Raw genomic sequence first — 18,189 nt, forward strand, 5'->3', positions numbered from 1 at the left:
CGCGACGCCGCCGGTTTAGCCGTTCTGCCCGGTGCTCGCACTCGCGACGGCGCGCGCGACATTGGCGATCACCTCGTTGCACGTCTCCATGGGTGCGCTTGCCCCCGTCAGGTAAACCGTGACCACGATCGGCTTGCGGCCGGGCGGCCAGAACACGCCGATATCGTTGTAGGTGCCGCGCTCACCGGTGCCGGTCTTGTCGCCGACCCGCCAGTCGCGGGGCACGCCGGCACGCAGCCTTGCGTCGCCGGTCTTGTTGGCGACCATCCAGTCCACCAGCTTCTGGCGCGAGGCCGCGGACAGGACATCGCCGAGCAGCACGCGCTGCAAATCCTTCAGCATCGCGACAGGACTCGTGGTGTCGCGCGGGTCGCCGGGCACGGCTTCGTTCAGCTCCACCTCCCAGCGGTCGAGCCGGCTGACATTGTCGCCGATGGTGCGGAAGAAGCTGGTGAAGCCGGCGGGCCCGCCGATCTCGCGTAGCAGCAGGTTGGCGGCGGTGTTGTCGCTGAGCGTGATCGCAGCCGCGCAGAGTTCGGACAGCGTCATGGCCGAACCAACGCGTCCCTTGGTGACCGGCGCGTAGGCCAAGATATCTTTGGCCTCGATCTGCACGCGCTGATCGAGGCTGGATTCGCCGCGGTCGACCCGGTGCAGCACCGCGGCCGAGGCCAACGCCTTGAAGGTACTGCACATCGGGAACCGCTCGTCGCCGCGCCGGCTCGCGCGCAATCCCGTCTCCATGTCGAGTACGGCGACGCCGAGCCGGCCGCTGGTCGCGAGCTCGATGCGCGCAAACTCCTGCTGCAGCCGCTGCGCCGGCTCGCCTGGTCCTGCCGCTGCGCCTTGCCGCGGCAGGGTGCAGGACACCGCAAGGCCCAGCGCGCGCAATCCAAATGTCCGTCTCGTCAGCATTTCGAATCTCCCGTTGGCGGCGCGAACCTGCCGGGCGGCGTGACGGCGCACAAACAATCATTTATACAGCGAGGCATGAGGAAAACTTGGTCATGACGCCGTGCGCCGGCACCTCCCGCTGAACGCGCTGCGCGCCTTCGAGGCCTCGGCGCGGCTGCTCAGCTTCACCCGCGCCGGGATGGAGCTGCGCGTGACGCAGACCGCGATCAGCCATCAGGTCAAGCAGCTCGAGGACCTCCTGGGTACGAGCCTGTTCCGCCGGCTGCCGCGCGGGCTGGTGCTCACCGACGAGGGGCTGGCGCTGCTGCCGGTGCTGTCGGACGCGCTCGACCGGATCGGCGCCGCGATCGACCGCATCGAGGCCAAGGGCACGCGCGAGGTCGTGACCGTCGGCTGCGTCACGACGTTCGCGACCGGATGGCTCTTGCAAAGGGTCGACCGCTTCAAGCGCGCGCATCCCTATATCGATCTGCGTCTGCTCACCAACAACAACCGCGTCGACATCGCAGGCGACGGGCTCGATCTCGCGCTGCGCTTCGGCGACGGCTCGTGGCACGGCACCGAGGCGATCCATCTGTTGTCCGCACCGCTCTCGCCGGTGTGCTGCCCCGACGCGGCGGACCGGCTGCGCAAGCCGTCCGATCTCGCGCAGGAATTCCTGCTGCGCTCCTACCGCGCCGAGGAGTGGCCGCTATGGTTTGCGGTCGCCGGCGCGCCGTGTCCGAAAATCCAGGGGCCGATCTTCGACAGTTCGGTCGCGATGGCCGAGGCCGCCGCGCGCGGCGTCGGCGTCGGGCTGGTGCCGATCGCGATGTTCGACAATGAGCTGGCCTCCGGCCGGCTCAAGCGGCCGTTCGCGGCCGAGGTCCCGGCGGGATCCTACTGGCTGACCTGGCTGAAATCGCGCGAGGTGACGCCGGGCATGCGCGCGTTTCGCGACTGGCTGCTCGAGACGCTGCGGACGGAGGTGAATGAGGTTGAGGACGCCGTCGCGCCCGCACCGCGGCGGAAGATCAAGACAAAGGCCGGACCGAAGCCGCGGACCAACACCAAGCGGCGTTAACGTCTGACGACGTGATTTCAACTATCGTCGCCACTATTTCGGAATTATCGAATAATGCCGATGATTTGCCCGACATGTCAAGTGCCGTGTCGAACGCCCGCAGCCGCCGGCCACTTTGCATGGGGTTGTTTTCGATATTTTGGCGGTGCGCTCCCGCGCCGGCTGGCTATCGCATCTGGCGCGCGACCTACGCCAGATGGCACGCCACGGAATGCCCGTTCCTGCCTTCCAGCAGTTCCGGCGCGCTCTGCCGGCAGCGCTCTTCGGCGATCGGACAGCGGGTGTGGAAGTGGCAGCCCTTGGGCGGATTCATCGGGCTCGGCACGTCGCCCTTCAGGCGGATGCGGTCGCGCTTCGCCTTGGGATCCGGCACCGGCACCGCCGAGAGCAGCGCCTTGGTATAGGGATGCTGGGGGTTGCGGTAGAGATCGCTGGCCTTGGCGAGCTCGACGATGCGGCCGAGATACATCACCGCGACGCGGTCGGAGATGTGCTCCACGACCGAGAGATCGTGGGCGACGAACAGATAGGTGAGGTTCAGCTCGGCCTGCAGATCCTCGAGCAGGTTGATGACCTGGGCCTGGATCGAGACGTCGAGCGCGGAGACCGGCTCGTCGCACACGATCAGCTTCGGCTCCAGCGTCAGCGCGCGGGCGATCGCGATGCGCTGGCGCTGGCCGCCGGAGAATTCGTGCGGGTAGCGCCGCATGTGCTCGGCCTTCAGTCCGACCTTGACCAACAGGCTCGCGACGCGGTCCTCCCGCTCGCTGGCCGAGCTCACGAGGTTATGGATGATGAAGGGCTCGCCGAGGATCGCGCCGACCGTCATGCGCGGATTGAGCGAGGCGAACGGATCCTGGAACACCAGCTGCATGTTGCGCCGCATGGCGCGCAGATCGCCGCCGCCCAGACCCGTCACGCTCTGGCCGTCGAACACGACCTCGCCCGAGGTCGGCTCGATCAGGCGCAGCACGCAGCGGCCGGTGGTCGACTTGCCGCAGCCGGATTCGCCGACGAGGCCGAGCGTCTCGCCGCGATTGACCGAGAACGACACGCCGTCGACCGCATAGACCTGGCCGACCTCGCGCGACAGCAGGCCGCCCAGCACCGGAAAGTGCTTCTTCAGATTGGAAACGCGCAGCAGCGGCTCGCTCATGACACGTCTCCGAGGTGGCAGGCCATGCGATGGCCGGGCGCGATCTCGCGCAGCCGCGGCTCCTTTTCGGTGCAGATGCTCATGGCGTATTTGCAGCGGGCGGCAAAACGGCAGCCGGGCGGCGGATTGATCAGGATCGGCACCGAGCCGCCGATCGCCTCCAGCCGCGTCTTGTGCGCGGCGTCGAGATCGATGCGCGGGATCGAGCGGATCAGGCCCTGGGTGTAGGGATGGCGCGGATTGCCGAACAGTTCGTCGACCGGCGCCTCCTCCACCACCTTGCCGGCGTACATCACGACGACGCGTTGCGCGGTCTCGGCGACCACGCCCATCGCGTGCGTGATCAGCATCACCGCCATGCCGAAGCGTTCCTTCATGTCCTGCAACAGATCGAGGATCTGCGCCTGGATGGTGACGTCGAGCGCGGTGGTCGGCTCGTCGGCAATGACGAGCTTGGGCCGGCACGCCAGCGCCATCGCGATCATCACGCGCTGGCGCATGCCGCCGGAGAACTGGTGCGGATAATGATGCACGCGGCCCGCGGCGTTGGGGATCTGCACCAGCTTCAGCATCTCGATGGTGCGCTCGAGCGCCTGCTTCTTGGTCACCGCCTCGTGGCGGCGCAGGCTCTCGGCGATCTGCTCGCCGATGGTCAGCACCGGATTGAGCGAGGTCATCGGCTCCTGGAAGATGAAGCCGATCTCCTTCGCCCTGATGTCGTCGAGCTGATGGCTGGTCAGTGGCACCAGGTCGCGACCCTCGAAGATGATCTCGCCTTCGACGATCTTGCCCGGCGGCATCGCGATCAGCTTCAGGATCGACATCGCGGTGACGGTCTTGCCGCAGCCGGATTCGCCGACCACGCACAGCGTCTCGCCGCGGTTGATGCTGATGTCGACGCCGTCGACCGCCTGGAGGATGCCGTCGTCGGTGCTGAAATGGGTTTTCAGGCCCTTGATGTCGAGCAGCGCCATCAGATCACCTTGCGCGCGTCGAGCGCGTCGCGCAGCCCGTCGCCGATGAAGTTGATGGCGACCACCGCGATGAAGATCGCGCCGCCCGGAAACAGCGCCCAATGCGGCCCGATGTCGAGAAAGTCCTTGGCGTCATAGAGGATGCGGCCCCAGGTCGGCGTATCCGGCGGAAAGCCGAGGCCGAGGAACGACAGTGTCGATTCCGCGATGATGGCGGCGGCGACGTCGATCGTGCCGGCGATGATCACCGGTCCCAGCGCGTTGGGCAGGATGTGGCGCACCACCTGGCGCACCGGGCTCGCGCCGAGCGCGCGCGCCGCCTCGACGAATTCCTTCTCGCGCAGCGACAGGAACTGGGCGCGCACCAGGCGCGCGACCGGCATCCAGCGCAAGCCGCCGATCACCAGCACGATCAGGATGAAGATGCCGCCCTCCGGGCCGAACATCGCCTTCAGCCCGTCGCGGAACAGATAGATCAGCATCAACAGCAGCGGCAGTTGCGGCAGCGACAGGAACAGATCGGTCAGCCACATCAGCGCGTAGCCGAGCGCGCCGCGCGACATGCCGGCGAGCGCGCCGATCAGCGTGCCGACGAACACCGAGACCAGCATCGCGGCGAGACCGACCGCGAGCGAGATGCGTCCGCCATAGATCATGCGGGCGAGCAGGTCCTGGCCGAGATCGTCGGTGCCGAACGGATGCGCCAGCGAGGGGCCCTGCAGGCCGGCCACGACGTCCATGTCGCTGATCGAGACGCGCCAGACGAACGGGCCGATCACGACGGCCGCGATCAGCAGCAGCAGCAGCACGGCGCTGACCGCGGCCGGCCGGTGCCGGCGGTAGCGCCGCCAGGTTTCGCGCCAGGGCGAATAGCCGCGCCGCTCAGCGGAAGGAGATGCGAGGGTCAAGCCAGCCATAGAGGACATCTGCGATCAGGTTGAACAGCACCACGAGACACGCGAAGACGAAGGTCACGGCCATCACGACCGGCGTGTCATTGGCGAGGATGGAAGAAATCAGGAGCGAGCCGATGCCGGGAATCCGGAAGATCTGCTCGGTGACGATGGCGCCGCCGAACACGGCCGGCATTTGCAGCGCAATCAGCGTGACGACCGGGATCATCGCGTTGCGCATCACATGCTTGACGATCACCTTGGCCTGCCCGAGTCCCTTGGCGCGGGCGGTGGTGACATAGTCGAGCCGGATCACGTCGAGCATCGCCGAGCGCACGAAGCGGGTCATCGACGCCGCCTGGAACAGGCCGAGCACCATCACCGGCATGATCGCCTGCCGGATCATCTCCAGCAGCCAGGGAATGCCGCTGCCCGGCACGTCGGTGTAGACGAAGGGCAGCCAGTCCAGCTTCACCGAGAACACCAGGATGAACAGGATGCCGGTGAAGAAGGTCGGCAGCGAGAAGCCGATGAAGGCGAAGGTGTTGGCGAGCTGGTCGAAGATCGAATAGGGCCGGGTGGCGGCATAGACGCCGACGGGGATCGCGATCAACAGCGCCAGCAGCTGCGCCGAGCCGATCACGTAGAGCGTGGTCGGCAGCCGCTGCAGGATCAGCGTGTCGACATTGATCCGGCTGACAAAGGAGAAGCCCCAGTCGCCTTGCGCCATCGCCGCGAGCCAGTGCAGGTAGCGAAGATAGATCGGGTCGTCGAGGCCGAACTTGGCGCGCAGCGCGGCCTGCACCTCGGGCGGCACGTTCGGATTGGTCGCGAGCTCGCTGAACGGATCGCCCGGCGCGAGCGCCAGCACCACGAACAGCACGAGCGAGATCCCGAGCAGGCTCGGGATCGCGATCATCAGGCGACGCAGGATATATTGACTCATCGAGAGATCATCTAACTAACGCTCGCACCTTGAGCACGTTGATCTTGCTTCCAGTCGAAAGGCGAGCTTCACCTCGCCCCGCGTGCGGGGAGAGGTTGGAATTCAAGCACAGCTTGAATTCCGGGTGAGGGGGAGTCTCCACGAACTCATCTTTCACGGTATTTGCTGCGAAAGCCCCTCACCCCAACCCTCCAAGAGCGAGCTCCGCTCGTCTCGACCCCGTAAGAACGGGGAGAGGGAGAAGATGCACCTACTCAACTCCGAACCTGTCCTCGTGTCTCAGGTTTCACGATACCAGTCTTGCAGATTGTCGGTCTGGTTGGCCCAGCCGGAGAGCGCGGGCCGCACCGTGTTGGAGCAGGCTTCCACCGCGAGGCGGTGCATCACCGGGATCACCACCGTGTCCTGCCACATCAGATCGTTGCACTTGATGTAGAGCTCAGCCCGCTTGATCGGATCGGTCTCGGTATCGGCCGCTTCGATCGCGGCGTCAAAATCCTTGTTGACCCAGCGCGGGAAGTTCTGCCCTTGCCACTTGTTCTCCTTGGTCGCGGCATTGCGCGACAGATAGCGGCGCATGTGCAGGCCCGGGTCGGGTTGCGTCATCGGGATCTGGAACATCTCGATGTCGGCGTAGAACTTGGAATAGGTGTCGGGGTTGGCGACGTCGGACGAGAAGAACACCGAGGCCACCACCGACTTCAGCTCGACGTCGATGCCGGCCTTCTGGCAGGCCTGCTTGACGATCGCCTGGGTCTTCTGCCGCGGGCCGTTGATCGAGGTCTGGTACAGCAGCTTCAGCTTCTTGCCGTCCTTCTCGCGAATGCCGTCGGAGCCGACCTTCCAGCCGGCCTGTTCGAGCAGCGCGCTCGCCTTCTCGACCGAGAACTCCCATCTGGTGTTCTTGGAAACGAACTCCTCGGGGCCGTTGAGATAGTTGGCGGTGGTGCGGCCGGCGCGGCCGTAGATCACCTTCTTGACGGAGTCGCGGTCGACCAGCAGCGCCAGCGCCTTGCGCACCGCCGGATCCGACAGGATCGGATGCTTGGTCTTGATCGACGAGCGTTCGCCGTCGACCTCGGTGTTCGGGTCGGTGAAGTTGATGGCGATGAATTCGATGTCGCCGCCGACGGCATAGAGCGTCTTGCCCTTGCCGCCCTTTTCCAGCCGCAGCAGCACCTCGTCCTCGACCTGGATGTTCCAGGCGAAATCATACTCACCGGTCTGGATCACCGCGCGCGCCGCCGACACCGCATCGCCGCCGCCCTTCATCTCGATCGTGTCGAAATAGGGCCGGTTCGGCATGTGGTAATCGGGATTAATCTCGCCGCGCACCAGATCGCCCGGCTTGAACTCGACGAACTTGTAGGGGCCGGTGCCGACCGGCTTCAGATTGTTCGGCGCCTCGCGCGACTTGCTGCCCTTGTACTCAGCGAACAAATGCTTCGGGATGATGCAGCCATAGGCGCCGACGAACGCGTTGGCCCAGAACGGAGTCGGATCCTTGAACTTGATGCGGACCGTGAGGTCGTCGACCTTCTCCACGGTCATGCCGGAATAGGTTCCGCTCGAGACGGCTGCGGTCGCGGGATCGGTGGCATATTCCCAGTTGAACACGACGTCGTCGGCGGTGAAGGGTTTGCCGTCATGCCATTTGACGCCGGGCTTGAGTTTCCAGACCACCGTCTTGGCGTCTTTGGAAAGCCCGCCGTTCTGGATCGAGGGGATTTCGGCGGCGAGGATCGGGTTGAGGTGGCCGTCGACGTCCCAGCTTGCCAGCGGTTCGTAGAACAGTCGCGAGCCGTCCTGGTCCTTGGTGCCGGTGGCGAAGTGCGGATTGAGCAGGGTGGGGCCCTGCCACCACAACAGCTTCAGCGGACCGCCGCCGCCGCGCTTGGTCGGCTTGTAGGGATTCGGGCTCTGCGCCATCGCGACGCCGCCGATCGCAAGGATCTGGTTGGCCATCGGCGCGGTGAGGCCGACGGCAATCATTCGCTTGACGAAGGCGCGGCGATCCATCCGCCCGTCCTTCACGTCGTCGATCATGCCACGCAGATTCTTGTCGAACATTGTCCCCTCGGTCCGGCTCAATTGGTTATTGCGGCGGGCCGTGGAACCGGCCGCCGTGTTGGCGGCAGGATGGCACACCGAATGACCGCGAAGGTCAACGCCTCCCGCCGTTCAGCGCCTAGGTCTTTTGGCTATCGCTTGTGCAGAACCTCCCCTTGCCGCACATCGGTTCAGCAGATCGGCGCCAAAAGCGCGCCCTTGCGCGCCTCGCAGTGCGGAAAATTTGTTCGTTATCCTTTGTTCCGAGATGCTTTTTTGCCACGCGGGCCGGAGTTCGCGTCTGAAGGCCGAGCTATCGCATATGCGCTCGATCCGTCCACAAACTCGTCATGCCCCGCCTTGTGCCGGGCATCCACATCTCCGTTTCCGCGTGAGAAAGACGTGGATGGCCGGGACAAGCCCGGCCATGACGATGCGGGTATGCGATTGCTTGATCCCGGAGAGCAGGCCCGGCCCGCTCAATGCGGCTCTCAGGCGATCGACATGTCCAACGGCGGTGCAACATTCGCCGGCAGCGGACTGACATACGGCGTTCTTGTCGTCCGCTTCGTGAGGTCGGCCTTGGCGGCCGCGATCAGCTCCGGCTCCATCAGCGCCTTGACGCCGAGGCCGGCCATCGCCTTGGCGGCCTGCACCATCGCCTTGTGCGCAGCCGGCGTCTTGCCCTGCGCCACAACCTGCCAGGTGTGGAACGGCGTGCCGATTGCAACCGTCGGTGCATGGACCTGCACGGTCGGCACCACCCAGCTGACGTCGCCGACGTCGGTCGAGCCGATCAGCGGATTGCGCTTGGCGTCGATCGGCACCAGGAAATCGGCGAGCGGCCGGTCGGTCGGCTCCATGCCGATCGCGTAATAGACCGAGGCGATGTCCTTGTCGGTCAGGGTCGCGCGGATCTTGCCGGCGAAATCCTTGTCGGCATCGTCGAAATGCGGCGGGCCGAGCTCTTCCATGATCCGGTGCAGCGTCTGTTCCAGCGGCGTGTTGGGCAGGATGTTGGAGACCGCGGAGATGATCTTCATCTCCACCTTGGTCTCGGTCATCAGCGCCGCGCCCTGCGCGATCTTGTGCACGCGCTCGACCAGTTCGTTCATGCCGGGCAGGTCGCGGGCGCGGATCGAATAGCGCACCCGGGCATGGGCCTGCACCACGTTGGGCGCGATGCCGCCGGTGTCGAGCAGCGCGTAGTGCACCCGCGCGTCGCTTGGCATGTGCTCGCGCATGTAGTTGACGCCGACATTCATCAATTCCACCGCATCGAGCGCGCTGCGGCCGAGATGCGGCGAGGCTGCCGCATGCGAGGTGCGCCCGGTGAAGATGAAATCGGCGCGGGTATTGGCGAGCGACGGCGTCACCGCCACCTCCCAGAAGCTGTGCGGATGCCAGGTGATGGCGATGTCGGCGTCCTCGAACGCGCCACAGCGCACCATGAAGGCCTTTGCCGCGCCGCCTTCCTCGGCGGGGCATCCGTAATAGCGCACGCGCCCCGGCACCTTGTTGGCGGCGAGCCAGTCCTTCACCGCAGTCGCGGCGAGCAGCGCGGAGGAGCCGAGCAGATTATGTCCGCAGCCATGGCCGTGGCCGCCGCTCTCGACCGGGCGATGCTCGGCGATGCCGGCCTCCTGGCTGAGGCCAGGCAGGGCGTCATATTCGCCGAGGAAGGCGATCACCGGGCCGCCTTTGCCCCATTCGCCCATCACCGCGGTCGGGATGTCGGCAACGTTCTCGGTGATGCGAAAACCCTGATGGCGCAGTTCGGCCAGATGTTCGGCGGATGAGCGCGCCTCGGTGTAGCAGACCTCGGGCATCGCCCAGACGCGGTCGCTCAATTCGATGAAACGCGGCTTGATCGCGTCGACGCCGCGCCAAACATCACTACGGTTGTCCATTTGCTCCGATCCCTTAACGCTAGAGCATGATCCGGAAAAGTGTGAAGCGGTTTTCCGAAAAGATCATGCTCAGACAATGAGCCAAAGCGCGATGATCTCATCGCGCGTTGGGCAATCTGAAGCGCGAAACGCTAGCAGCTTGTCGCGACGCCGCCTAGCGCGCGCCGGCAGACCTGCTTTTCCGAATGTCACGTCTTGGTGTGCAGAAATGTTTCTGCGTCAGGCGGCGCCGAGCCGCTCCAGGCCTTTCCAGTCGAAGGCGATGCCGTGCCCCGGGCGATCCGGCGCGATCGCCATGCCCTGCTCCAGAACCAGCGGGTGCTCGATATAGCGGTCGAGGCCGAAGCCGTGCGCCTCGAGATACGACCGGTTCAGGCACGCCGCCAGCAGATGCACGGTGATGTCATGCGCGCCATGGCTGGTAACGGGAATATTGAAGGCCTCGGCGAGCCGGGCGATCTTCATGAAACTGGTTACGCCGCCGCAATTGGTGACGTCGGGCTCGGCATAGGACAGCGCGCCGCCGGCGATATAGGGCTTGAACTCCCATAGGCTGCGGAGGTTCTCGCCGGCCGCGATCGGCACGCCGCCGGCCTGCAGGATGCGGGCGTGTCCCGCGACGTCGTCCGGAATCGTCGGCTCCTCGAGCCAGGTCAGGTCGAACGGCTGCAGGGCGCGCGCGGCGCGGATCGCTTCCTCGACGGTCCATTTCATGTTGGCGTCGGCCATCAGCGGAAACTCGTCGCCGAGATGGCCGCGCATCGCCTTCACGCGCGCCACGTCGGACGCAAGGCTCGGCCGGCCGACCTTCATCTTGATGGCGCGAAAGCCCTTGGCAAGATTGTCGTCGGTCTGCTTCAGCAAACCATCCAGAGGCAGATCGAGATCGATGCCGCCGGCATAGCAGGGCACGCGGCGGTCGAAGCCGCCGAGCAGCCGCCACAGCGGCATCGATGCCCGCCGCGCCTTGAGGTCCCACAACGCGATGTCGAGCGCAGACAGCGCCAGCACTGCCGGCCCGCCGCGACCGCCGTAATGCAGCGCCCACCACACCTTGTGCCAAAGCTGCTCGGTGTCGTCGGCCTCCATCTCGCGCGCGATCTCGGTGATTTCGCGGCCCAGGATATCGGCGATGGCGCCGCCATTGCGGCCGACCGTGTAGGTGTAGCCGGTGCCTTCCGCGCCGTCGGCATCGCGGGCGCGGATCGTGACGAGCTCGAACGCCTTGATCTCGCCATGAGTGCTGTCGCTCAGCACCACCGGGAGCGGGATCTTGTAGAATCCGATGCTGAGGTCCTTGAGGATGGCCACGCCGGAACTCCTTGTCATGGGACGAATGCAACGCGTGACACACGATCTCAAAAGCGCCGGCTGCCTGCAACCTTGCGCCTGCGAATGTCTGCCTTGAGCGATCGGCGTGCCTTCGGAGATGCAAGGCACATGACCGCTGTGTAGATCGGCGGTCATGACGGACTGGGACCGTGCGGGTGTCGTGGCGACGAGCGATGCCACGCGCTGGACGTCGGCGCTGCGGCTGAGCGGGCCACGACGCCCGCATTGCGGTCGCATTGGCTCCAATGAATGGCCACGGAAAAATCAGACGCCAGCCAAACTTCGCGCGTAGGTTTTATCGCTTGCTGACCTCGAAAAGGAATCGACCATGCGCAATCTCACAGCATTCGTCACTGTTGCCGCGCTCGCCCTCGGAACGCCCGCCTTGGTGCAAGCGCAAGGCGCGCAACCCAAGGCGCCGCCGCAGTCATCTGATCAATCCACTGTCATTCGGAGCATACAGGTCGTCGACATCAAGGACCTCAAGCCCGAGATGCGATCGAAGATCGAGGATGCGATGGCAAAGACCAAGGATGACGACATCCAGTCGCTTCGGAAGTCGATTGACGCGACACCGCAGGCGGTCTCCGCGCTCAAGGCCAAGGGCCTGACTTCGTCGCAGGTCGTCGCTATCAACATTGCCGATGGCGTGCTGACGATGTTCGCCAAAACAGCCTGACCAGGGTCAGCGAATGTCGGTATCGGTGGTTGGACCTCCCCGCGGTCACCGATGCCAACAACTCCCGCAGCCGGCGCTGCGGGAGTTTTCATTTCTGATAGGCGCGGCCCGTCCAATGGACTTTCACCGGGGAGAGCGATTAGTCAGGCTGGTTGGGCCTGGTACGTTCCGCGCGTTTCAATTCGCGATCGATCAGCGTGCAGACGCGCCGCCGCGCCAGCAGGTCGAGCCGCGCGCGCGTGCTGCCTTGCCTGGTCTTGCCGTTGATGTCGAACGACCAAGCCCAGAGGTCGGGTTCGATGTTGGTGAGTGTGTATTGAATGTCCCGATGACGACCGATCAGCTTCTTCATGCCGTTTCTTCTTGTTGGCTGAAGATTGCATAGCCAGATCGTGAAGGCGTCTGTATCCGGTCGAATACTGAGTCGGGTGTCCGCAGGGCGGAATTTTCCAAATCGCTGATTTGGGGTCGCTGTGCAGTGGCTGCGTGCAACTGACGAGTGCGCACGAAGATTCGCCGTCGTCCTGTCGAAGGCCAGGACCCCATTACCCCAAGTGCGCATTGTTGCGCGACGCTGGGGCCACGATCTCGTTCACAATCAAATGCTGTGATTATGGGCCCTGGCTTTCGCCAGGGCGACGATGATGAGTCTCGCCTGCAACATCCGCCGCGGCGTATGGGTCCCTGCTTTCGCAGGGACGACGGGTGGAGAGATCTCGGCTCAGCGTCACTACAACAGTCATCCCACCCCTCACAAATTGATCACCCCGCGCCGCGCGGCGTGGGCGACGGCGTCGGTGCGGCCGGTGGCGTCGAGCTTGTCGAGCAGCGAGCCGACATGAAACTTGGCGGTGTGAACGGAAATCCCGAGCCGCTGTGCGATCATCTTGTTGGACGCGCCTTCCGCCAGCAGCGCCAGCACGTCGAGCTCGCGCGGCGTCAGCTCGAAGTCGCCGGCGCCCGCTGCCTCGCGGTTGCGCGCGACGACCGCCGCCGTGGCCTGTTCGCCCGGCGCGGCGAGCCGCAGGCCGGCGACGCCGCCCAGCAGGGTCGCCAGCCGGTCGGCGAGGACGGCGTCGTCGACCTCGAGCGCGATGACGATGTCGTTGGCCGGCTTATCGCTCACGTCTCGGGCCTCTCGCCGACTGTCACCTTGAAGTTCAGCGGCTCGCCGCCGCGATGCACGGTAAGCTCGACCACCGTGCCGACGCTCTGCGGTCCGAGGCCGCGCGACAGCGCCCGCACGCCGGACAGCTTCTCGCCATTCACGGCAATGATCACGTCGCCCTGCCGGATGCCGGCGGCAGCCGAGGGGCCGGTCTTGTCGACGTTCATCACCATCGCGCCGAGGCCGTCGTCGAGCCGGACCGGCTGCAATCCGACGCCAAGATATCCGCGCGCGATGCGGCCGCTCTTCTCGAGCTGGCCTGCGACCCGCTCGATGGTCGTCGCCGGGATCGTCAGCACGCGGCGCGGGCCGAGCACGGCCATGCCGAACGGCTCGCCCGCGGCGTTCAGCGCGAGGCCGCCCTGCTGGCTGTGCCGCAGCCGGACGTCGAGCTCGATCCGTGCATCGATTTCGCCGCCACGCAGGCTGCGCCAGGCCGGGCCCGACAACGCGACCATGCCGAGCCGCGCGGTCGGCGCGCCGCGGTCGGCGGCGACGATCACCGCGAGCGATCCCAGCGCGGGGCTCCCGGTCGAGAGCTTGACGGGGGCGACATCGCCTTCGACGCGCAGCAGCGCGACGTCGGTGGTGTGGTCGCGTCCGACGACGGTCGCCGGCCTGCGGCTGCCGTCGGCGAACTGGATTTCGATCTCGCCCTCGTCGGCCAGCGCTTCGTCGGCGGTGACGATCAAGCCCGCCTTCCAGACAAAGCCGGAGGCGCGCGCGCGATGCGAATGCACGGAGACGATGGCGGGCGCAGCGCGCGCAATGGTCTCCGCAAGGGCTGATGACAGCGAGGACAGGATATTCGTTTCGGTCATGGGAAACTCCGTTGGCTTCCCTCAATCTGGGATGTCGCGGCTGACGGCGATACTGGCCGGATGGGCAGGGCGTGGCCGGGCCGCCGGAACCGCCGCTCAGCTCAGCCGCTGCAGGGTCGCCTTCGGGCTCTCGCCGAACTTGGCGCGGTAGGCGCTCGCCATCCGGCTCAGATGGGTAAAGCCGAGGTCGAATGCAATATCGACGATGCGCTCGCCCGGCCGCGCCGTCTTGAGGCGGGCGTTGAGATGGGCGAGGCGGATGTCGAGCAGCATCTCGGACACGGTGGTGCCGAAGTGACGGCGGAAACCGAGTTGCAGCGCGCGGATGCCGGTGCCCGCGATCTCCGCAAGCTCGGCGAGGTCCAGCGGCTCGGTCGCGCGGTTTTCCAGATAGGCGCGCACGCGTTTCAAGGCGGCCGGCTGGGCCTCAGTGCGGCCGTTGAAGACATCGATCGCCGAACTCAGGCTGTGCCTCTGTTCATTGAGCAGGACATTGAGAAACGACTCGCGCCAATCGGCCGCCGCGACCGCCGACAAAGTCTTGCGCGGCCCGAGCTGCTCGGCGGCCGTGACAAGCTGCTCGATTCTGGCCGAGAGCGTCTGCCCGAGTGGCCCGGCCAACGCGACGGCCGGATCGAACTCGACCGGCCTCACCGCCACGCCGCCAAGCGCCGCGGCGCGATGCTCGACCAGCTTGCGGTCGAGCAGCAAAATCAGCTGGGCGCAGTCGCCGCGCCAGGTCATTTCGGTCGGAATGGTCGGCGACAGCAGCGAGGCGGTGTGCCGTGGTCCGGTGGTGAGCTCGTGCGCGGCGGTCCGCACCGAGGCCGAGCCGGACAGCGGCATTTGCAACAGGAAGAAACGGTCGAGGCAGCCGGGATTGATCGCGACCGATCCGCCATAGGCGACATAGCTGACGGAGAAGCCGTCGAAGTCGGCGCAATTGTGATGCGCGGAGAAATCGCTCGCGGAGTGATCGACCGGCGTCAGATCATGCGGACAGAAGATGCGGCCGATCGCTTCCGCCGCGTCATCGACGCGCGCCGTCGCGACGCGTGCGAAATCCTTGAGCCTTGCGCTTGCCGGATTCGCGCTTGCCGAAACCTCGTTGCCAACAGCAGTCACGCCGGCCGTCCGGAGTTGTTTGAGGTCTAAAACATCAGGCAGCCTAGAGCATCCCGCGGCAAAGGGGAACGCCGTTTCGTCGTGCAATCTGCCCGATCGGCGGTCAGGACGATGCGGCGGCATTGGGCGTAATGCTCCCGCATTGCAGCATGAAGGTGCCGGGTGCGGATTCGTTTATCGGCTAGACAGCCTCACCGGCCGGCGACAGGCTCCGTGCCGGCACTGCGCATCAAAACTGGAGAGGCTGACATGGGCACGCTCGAAAAAGGCATTACCCGAACCGGCACCGGCTACGGTGGCAAGACCTGGAATATCCTGGGCCAGGTCTACTATCCGAAGGCGATCACCGACTCGACCTTCGCGTTCGAGACCAACAGCGATCCCGGCCAGTTCGTGCCGGTGCACATCCACCCGACCCAGGACGAGTTCATCCTGGTGCAGGAAGGCGTGCTCGACCTCAAGCTCGACGGCGTCTGGGTGCAGGCCAAGGCCGGCGACCTCGTACGCATGCCGCGCGGCATTCCGCACGGCTATTTCAACAAGTCGGACAAGCCGGCGCGGGCGCTGTTCTGGGTGTCGCCGATGCAGAAGCTCGAGGCGCTGTTCGAGAAGCTGCACAATCTGCAGGACCCCGCCGAGGTGGTGCGTATCTCCGCCGAGCACGAGGTGGACTTCCTGCCGCCGGAAGCCAACGACTAGCCCGGCGGTCAAGCGGACAATACGCACACGAGGCGGCAATCGCCGGAGCTGGACTCCGGCGATGACGGGGACGCGTGCGCTTAACGAAATTGGACCTGTTCATTCAATTCGGAGCGGTTTCATGGTCAAGCAGAAGCATGTGTGCGTCATCGGCGCCGGCATTTCCGGGCTCGCCGCCGGCAAGGCCTTTGCCGGTCGCGGTCACAGGGTGACCATCATCGAGCGCAGCGGCGATCTCGGCGGGGTTTGGGAGCCGGCGCGCTCCTACCCTGATGTGCAGACCCAGAGCCCGAAGGAGCTCTATCGCTACACCGACAAGGCGATGCCGGAGTCCTATCCGGAATGGCCGAAGGGCCCCCAGGTCCATGCCTATTTGCGCGACTACGCCCGCAGCCATGGGCTCGACGGCGCGATGCGGTTCGACACCAAGGTCGAAGGCATGAAGCGCCGCGCCGACGGCAGGCCGGGCTGGACGCTGGCGCTGCGCTCGACCGACGGCGCCACCGGCCACGAGGATTTCGACTTCGTCGCGGTCTGCACCGGTCAATTCAACGAGCCGCAGACCTTGCCGCTGGCCGGCGAGGACGGCTTCAAGGCGCAGGGCGGGCAGATCCTGCATTCATCGCAATACGGCGATCCCACGCTTGCCAAGGGCCGCAAGGTGGTGGTGCTCGGCGGCTCCAAATCGGCGACCGACATCGCGGTGAATGCGGTCAATTCCGGCGCCAGCGAAGTCACCATCGTGTTTCGCGAGCCGGTCTGGCGGATTCCCTATTTCGTCGGCGGCCTCGTCAACTTCAAGCGCATCCTCTACATCCGCGCGCAGGAGCAGATGTTTGCCAGCTGGGGCATCGGGCCGATGGCACGCCTCGCGCATGTCGTGGCAAAGCCGTTCGTGTGGGCGAACTGGCGCGGGCTCGAGAGCATGCTGAAGGTGCAGCTCAAGCTGAAGCAGTGCGGCATGGTGCCGAAGGAGCGGATCGAGGAGGGCGTCAACTGCTCGGTGCCGATCGCAACCCCCGGCTTCTATCCGATGGTCGCCGACGGCCGGATCAAGGCAGTGCGCGGCACCTTCGACCATTACGACGGCAAGACCATCGTGATGAGCGGCGGCCAGCGCGTCGGGGCCGACGTCGCAGTGCTGGCGATCGGCTACAAGCTCGGCGTGCCGTTCCTCCCCGAGGAGTATCAGAACAAGCTGGTCGAGCCCGACGGGCAGTACCGTCTCTACCGGCTGATCGCCAATCCCGATCTGCCCGACATGGGCTTCGTCGGCTTCAATTCGAGCTTCTGCACCGTGCTGTGCGCGGATCTCGCCGCGAACTGGCTGGTGCGCTACGCCGACGGCCAGCTGGCGCGGCAGCCGAGCGCGGCCGAGATGCACGACAACATCGCGATGATGCTGAACTTCAGGCGCGTCGAGCGTCCGGCAGCGGGCGTCTATGGCGGGCTGTGCGTCGCGCCATACCACTTCAAGCATTTCGACGAGCTGATGGCGGACATCGGCACCAAGGCGTCGCGCCGCAACCCGCTCGTCGAAAAGTTCACTCCGCCGGATGCGGACGCCTATGCCCGCTTCCTCGCAACCGCGCCCGCGTACAGAGCGGTGGCCTAATCGCGGCCGGCGTCGAGGAAGGCTTGTGCCAGCCGCTCGGGGTTGGAGAAGCAGAGCTCGTGGCTGCCCGGCACCTGGACCAGGCGGAACAGCCCGAGCTTCTCCGACAACCTCGGATGCCAGGGCAGGCTATGTGGCATCGCGGTGTCCTCCGTGCAGTTCACGTAGGACTTTGCGATCGGCATCTCGGCAGGATTGGTGCGCAACGAGATCTTGTCCTGGAAGGTCTTCAGGGGATGCGGGTTGAGCTTGTCATAGGCGCGCTGCGCCGTCTCGAGATCGGCGTCGTTGATGAAGGCCTCGCGCCAGATCGGGAACGGCAGCACCACTGAGCCGTCGCCGCGCTCGGCGTGGATGGCGTCGACCAGGCCGCGATAGTGCGGCGGCACCATGTCGTTGAGGCACTCGCCGTTATCAGGCACGAACGCGTTCCAGTAGACGAGGCGGCGGATGCGGTTCGCGGCGGCGTCGGCAACGCCGGTGATGACCATGCCGCCATAGCTGTGGCCGACCAGCACGATGTCGCTCAGATTATGCTCGGCTAGATAATCCGCGATCGACTGGATCGCCTCGGCGAGCCCGGAGTCCTTCCGGTCGCCGGGGCGGTTGCCCCTGATGGTCGGGGTGTGGACGACATGGCCGGCCTTGCGGATGGCAGCCGCAACCGGCTCAAACTCGGCGCCGGTATGCCAGGCGCCATGGACGAGAACATAGGTCGACATGTTGTACCTCCCTGTCTGGATTGCCGCGTCCGGACGGCCCGGGATACGCGCAAGTTTCATTCGCTTCCTGATGGATATTGACCTGGACCCGCGGAACGCGCTTGGCTGTGAGCGAACCGGAC

Annotated in this window: 17 protein-coding genes; 4 read left to right on the top strand and 13 right to left on the bottom strand. The window is 65.6% G+C overall.

Annotated features, from left to right (window positions below; all coding sequences use genetic code 11):
• Positions 1-15 precede the first annotated feature (15 nt).
• Entirely contained in the window at positions 16-915 is a 900-nt protein-coding gene (bla, locus tag QA639_RS08455) for a class A beta-lactamase (protein WP_283089536.1), read from the bottom strand.
• 100 nt (positions 916-1,015) lie between these two features.
• On the opposite strand from bla, the gene QA639_RS08460 reads away from it, so the two are divergent.
• Complete coding sequence (locus tag QA639_RS08460) at positions 1,016-1,978, top strand: LysR family transcriptional regulator (protein ID WP_050386846.1); 963 nt, start codon at positions 1,016-1,018, stop codon at positions 1,976-1,978.
• A gap of 187 nt (positions 1,979-2,165) precedes the next feature.
• Here QA639_RS08460 and QA639_RS08465 read toward each other — a convergent pair whose 3' ends face one another.
• The 7 genes from QA639_RS08465 to QA639_RS08495 form a co-directional block, all read right to left on the bottom strand.
• Positions 2,166-3,134 carry an ABC transporter ATP-binding protein gene (locus tag QA639_RS08465; RefSeq protein ID WP_028334909.1) on the bottom strand — a complete coding sequence of 323 codons (969 nt, stop codon included), beginning with the start codon at positions 3,132-3,134 and terminating at the stop codon, positions 2,166-2,168.
• Positions 3,131-4,111 (bottom strand): ABC transporter ATP-binding protein, encoded by a 981-nt coding sequence (locus QA639_RS08470; RefSeq protein ID WP_283090560.1) that lies wholly within the window; start codon positions 4,109-4,111, stop codon positions 3,131-3,133. Before QA639_RS08470 ends, QA639_RS08465 begins: the two co-directional genes overlap by 4 nt.
• Positions 4,108-5,025 carry an ABC transporter permease gene (locus QA639_RS08475; protein ID WP_283089537.1) on the bottom strand — a complete coding sequence of 306 codons (918 nt, stop codon included), beginning with the start codon at positions 5,023-5,025 and terminating at the stop codon, positions 4,108-4,110. Before QA639_RS08475 ends, QA639_RS08470 begins: the two co-directional genes overlap by 4 nt.
• The gene (locus QA639_RS08480; protein WP_016842735.1) at positions 4,991-5,947 is read right to left on the bottom strand and encodes an ABC transporter permease; all 957 of its coding nucleotides are present in this window, start codon (positions 5,945-5,947) and stop codon (positions 4,991-4,993) included. Before QA639_RS08480 ends, QA639_RS08475 begins: the two co-directional genes overlap by 35 nt.
• A gap of 279 nt (positions 5,948-6,226) precedes the next feature.
• Positions 6,227-8,017, bottom strand: coding sequence for a peptide ABC transporter substrate-binding protein (locus tag QA639_RS08485; RefSeq protein WP_283089538.1), 1,791 nt, complete (start codon positions 8,015-8,017; stop codon positions 6,227-6,229).
• Between the two features lie 470 nt (positions 8,018-8,487).
• A complete protein-coding gene (locus QA639_RS08490; RefSeq protein WP_157346681.1) occupies positions 8,488-9,906 on the bottom strand; it encodes a M20 family metallopeptidase in 1,419 nt (472 codons plus the stop codon).
• A gap of 219 nt (positions 9,907-10,125) precedes the next feature.
• Positions 10,126-11,217: a mandelate racemase/muconate lactonizing enzyme family protein gene (locus QA639_RS08495; protein WP_283089539.1), complete on the bottom strand. Its 1,092-nt coding sequence runs from the start codon at positions 11,215-11,217 to the stop codon at positions 10,126-10,128.
• Positions 11,218-11,566: 349 nt separating this feature from the next.
• On the opposite strand from QA639_RS08495, the gene QA639_RS08500 reads away from it, so the two are divergent.
• On the top strand, positions 11,567-11,917 hold the full coding sequence (locus QA639_RS08500; RefSeq protein WP_050386850.1) for a hypothetical protein: 351 nt from the start codon (positions 11,567-11,569) through the stop codon (positions 11,915-11,917).
• A gap of 139 nt (positions 11,918-12,056) precedes the next feature.
• Here the strand turns inward: QA639_RS08500 and QA639_RS08505 are convergent, their stop codons facing one another.
• From QA639_RS08505 to QA639_RS08520, 4 genes are all read right to left on the bottom strand, one after another.
• Positions 12,057-12,269, bottom strand: coding sequence for a hypothetical protein (locus QA639_RS08505; protein ID WP_028334916.1), 213 nt, complete (start codon positions 12,267-12,269; stop codon positions 12,057-12,059).
• 399 nt (positions 12,270-12,668) lie between these two features.
• Positions 12,669-13,043, bottom strand: coding sequence for a response regulator transcription factor (locus QA639_RS08510; protein WP_028334917.1), 375 nt, complete (start codon positions 13,041-13,043; stop codon positions 12,669-12,671).
• Positions 13,040-13,906 carry a S1C family serine protease gene (locus QA639_RS08515; RefSeq protein ID WP_028334918.1) on the bottom strand — a complete coding sequence of 289 codons (867 nt, stop codon included), beginning with the start codon at positions 13,904-13,906 and terminating at the stop codon, positions 13,040-13,042. The genes QA639_RS08510 and QA639_RS08515 overlap by 4 nt, the downstream gene beginning before the upstream one ends.
• A 96-nt stretch (positions 13,907-14,002) precedes the next feature.
• On the bottom strand, positions 14,003-15,031 hold the full coding sequence (locus tag QA639_RS08520; protein WP_283089540.1) for an AraC family transcriptional regulator: 1,029 nt from the start codon (positions 15,029-15,031) through the stop codon (positions 14,003-14,005).
• 249 nt (positions 15,032-15,280) lie between these two features.
• On the opposite strand from QA639_RS08520, the gene QA639_RS08525 reads away from it, so the two are divergent.
• Entirely contained in the window at positions 15,281-15,730 is a 450-nt protein-coding gene (locus tag QA639_RS08525) for a cupin domain-containing protein (protein WP_157346685.1), read from the top strand.
• Positions 15,731-15,851: 121 nt separating this feature from the next.
• On the top strand, positions 15,852-17,345 hold the full coding sequence (locus tag QA639_RS08530) for a flavin-containing monooxygenase (RefSeq protein WP_283089541.1): 1,494 nt from the start codon (positions 15,852-15,854) through the stop codon (positions 17,343-17,345).
• Here the strand turns inward: QA639_RS08530 and QA639_RS08535 are convergent.
• A complete protein-coding gene (locus QA639_RS08535; protein ID WP_283089542.1) occupies positions 17,342-18,067 on the bottom strand; it encodes an alpha/beta hydrolase in 726 nt (241 codons plus the stop codon). The genes QA639_RS08530 and QA639_RS08535 overlap by 4 nt on opposite strands.
• Positions 18,068-18,189 lie beyond the last annotated feature (122 nt).

The sequence above is a fragment of the Bradyrhizobium pachyrhizi genome, from assembly GCF_029714545.1.
Taxonomy (GTDB): Bacteria; Pseudomonadota; Alphaproteobacteria; order Rhizobiales; family Xanthobacteraceae; genus Bradyrhizobium; species Bradyrhizobium pachyrhizi.

Excerpts from the sequence above, each read along its gene's own strand:
- bla (WP_283089536.1), bottom strand. The coding sequence starts at position 915 with ATGCTGACGAGACGGACATTTGGATTGCGCGCGCTGGGCCTTGCGGTG.
- QA639_RS08465 (WP_028334909.1), bottom strand. The coding sequence starts at position 3,134 with ATGAGCGAGCCGCTGCTGCGCGTTTCCAATCTGAAGAAGCACTTTCCG.
- QA639_RS08475 (WP_283089537.1), bottom strand. The coding sequence starts at position 5,025 with ATGGCTGGCTTGACCCTCGCATCTCCTTCCGCTGAGCGGCGCGGCTAT.
- QA639_RS08480 (WP_016842735.1), bottom strand. The coding sequence starts at position 5,947 with ATGAGTCAATATATCCTGCGTCGCCTGATGATCGCGATCCCGAGCCTG.
- QA639_RS08485 (WP_283089538.1), bottom strand. The coding sequence starts at position 8,017 with ATGTTCGACAAGAATCTGCGTGGCATGATCGACGACGTGAAGGACGGG.
- QA639_RS08490 (WP_157346681.1), bottom strand. The coding sequence starts at position 9,906 with ATGGACAACCGTAGTGATGTTTGGCGCGGCGTCGACGCGATCAAGCCG.
- QA639_RS08500 (WP_050386850.1), top strand. The coding sequence starts at position 11,567 with ATGCGCAATCTCACAGCATTCGTCACTGTTGCCGCGCTCGCCCTCGGA.
- QA639_RS08505 (WP_028334916.1), bottom strand. The coding sequence starts at position 12,269 with ATGAAGAAGCTGATCGGTCGTCATCGGGACATTCAATACACACTCACC.
- QA639_RS08515 (WP_028334918.1), bottom strand. The coding sequence starts at position 13,906 with ATGACCGAAACGAATATCCTGTCCTCGCTGTCATCAGCCCTTGCGGAG.
- QA639_RS08525 (WP_157346685.1), top strand. The coding sequence starts at position 15,281 with ATGGGCACGCTCGAAAAAGGCATTACCCGAACCGGCACCGGCTACGGT.
- QA639_RS08530 (WP_283089541.1), top strand. The coding sequence starts at position 15,852 with ATGGTCAAGCAGAAGCATGTGTGCGTCATCGGCGCCGGCATTTCCGGG.
- QA639_RS08535 (WP_283089542.1), bottom strand. The coding sequence starts at position 18,067 with ATGTCGACCTATGTTCTCGTCCATGGCGCCTGGCATACCGGCGCCGAG.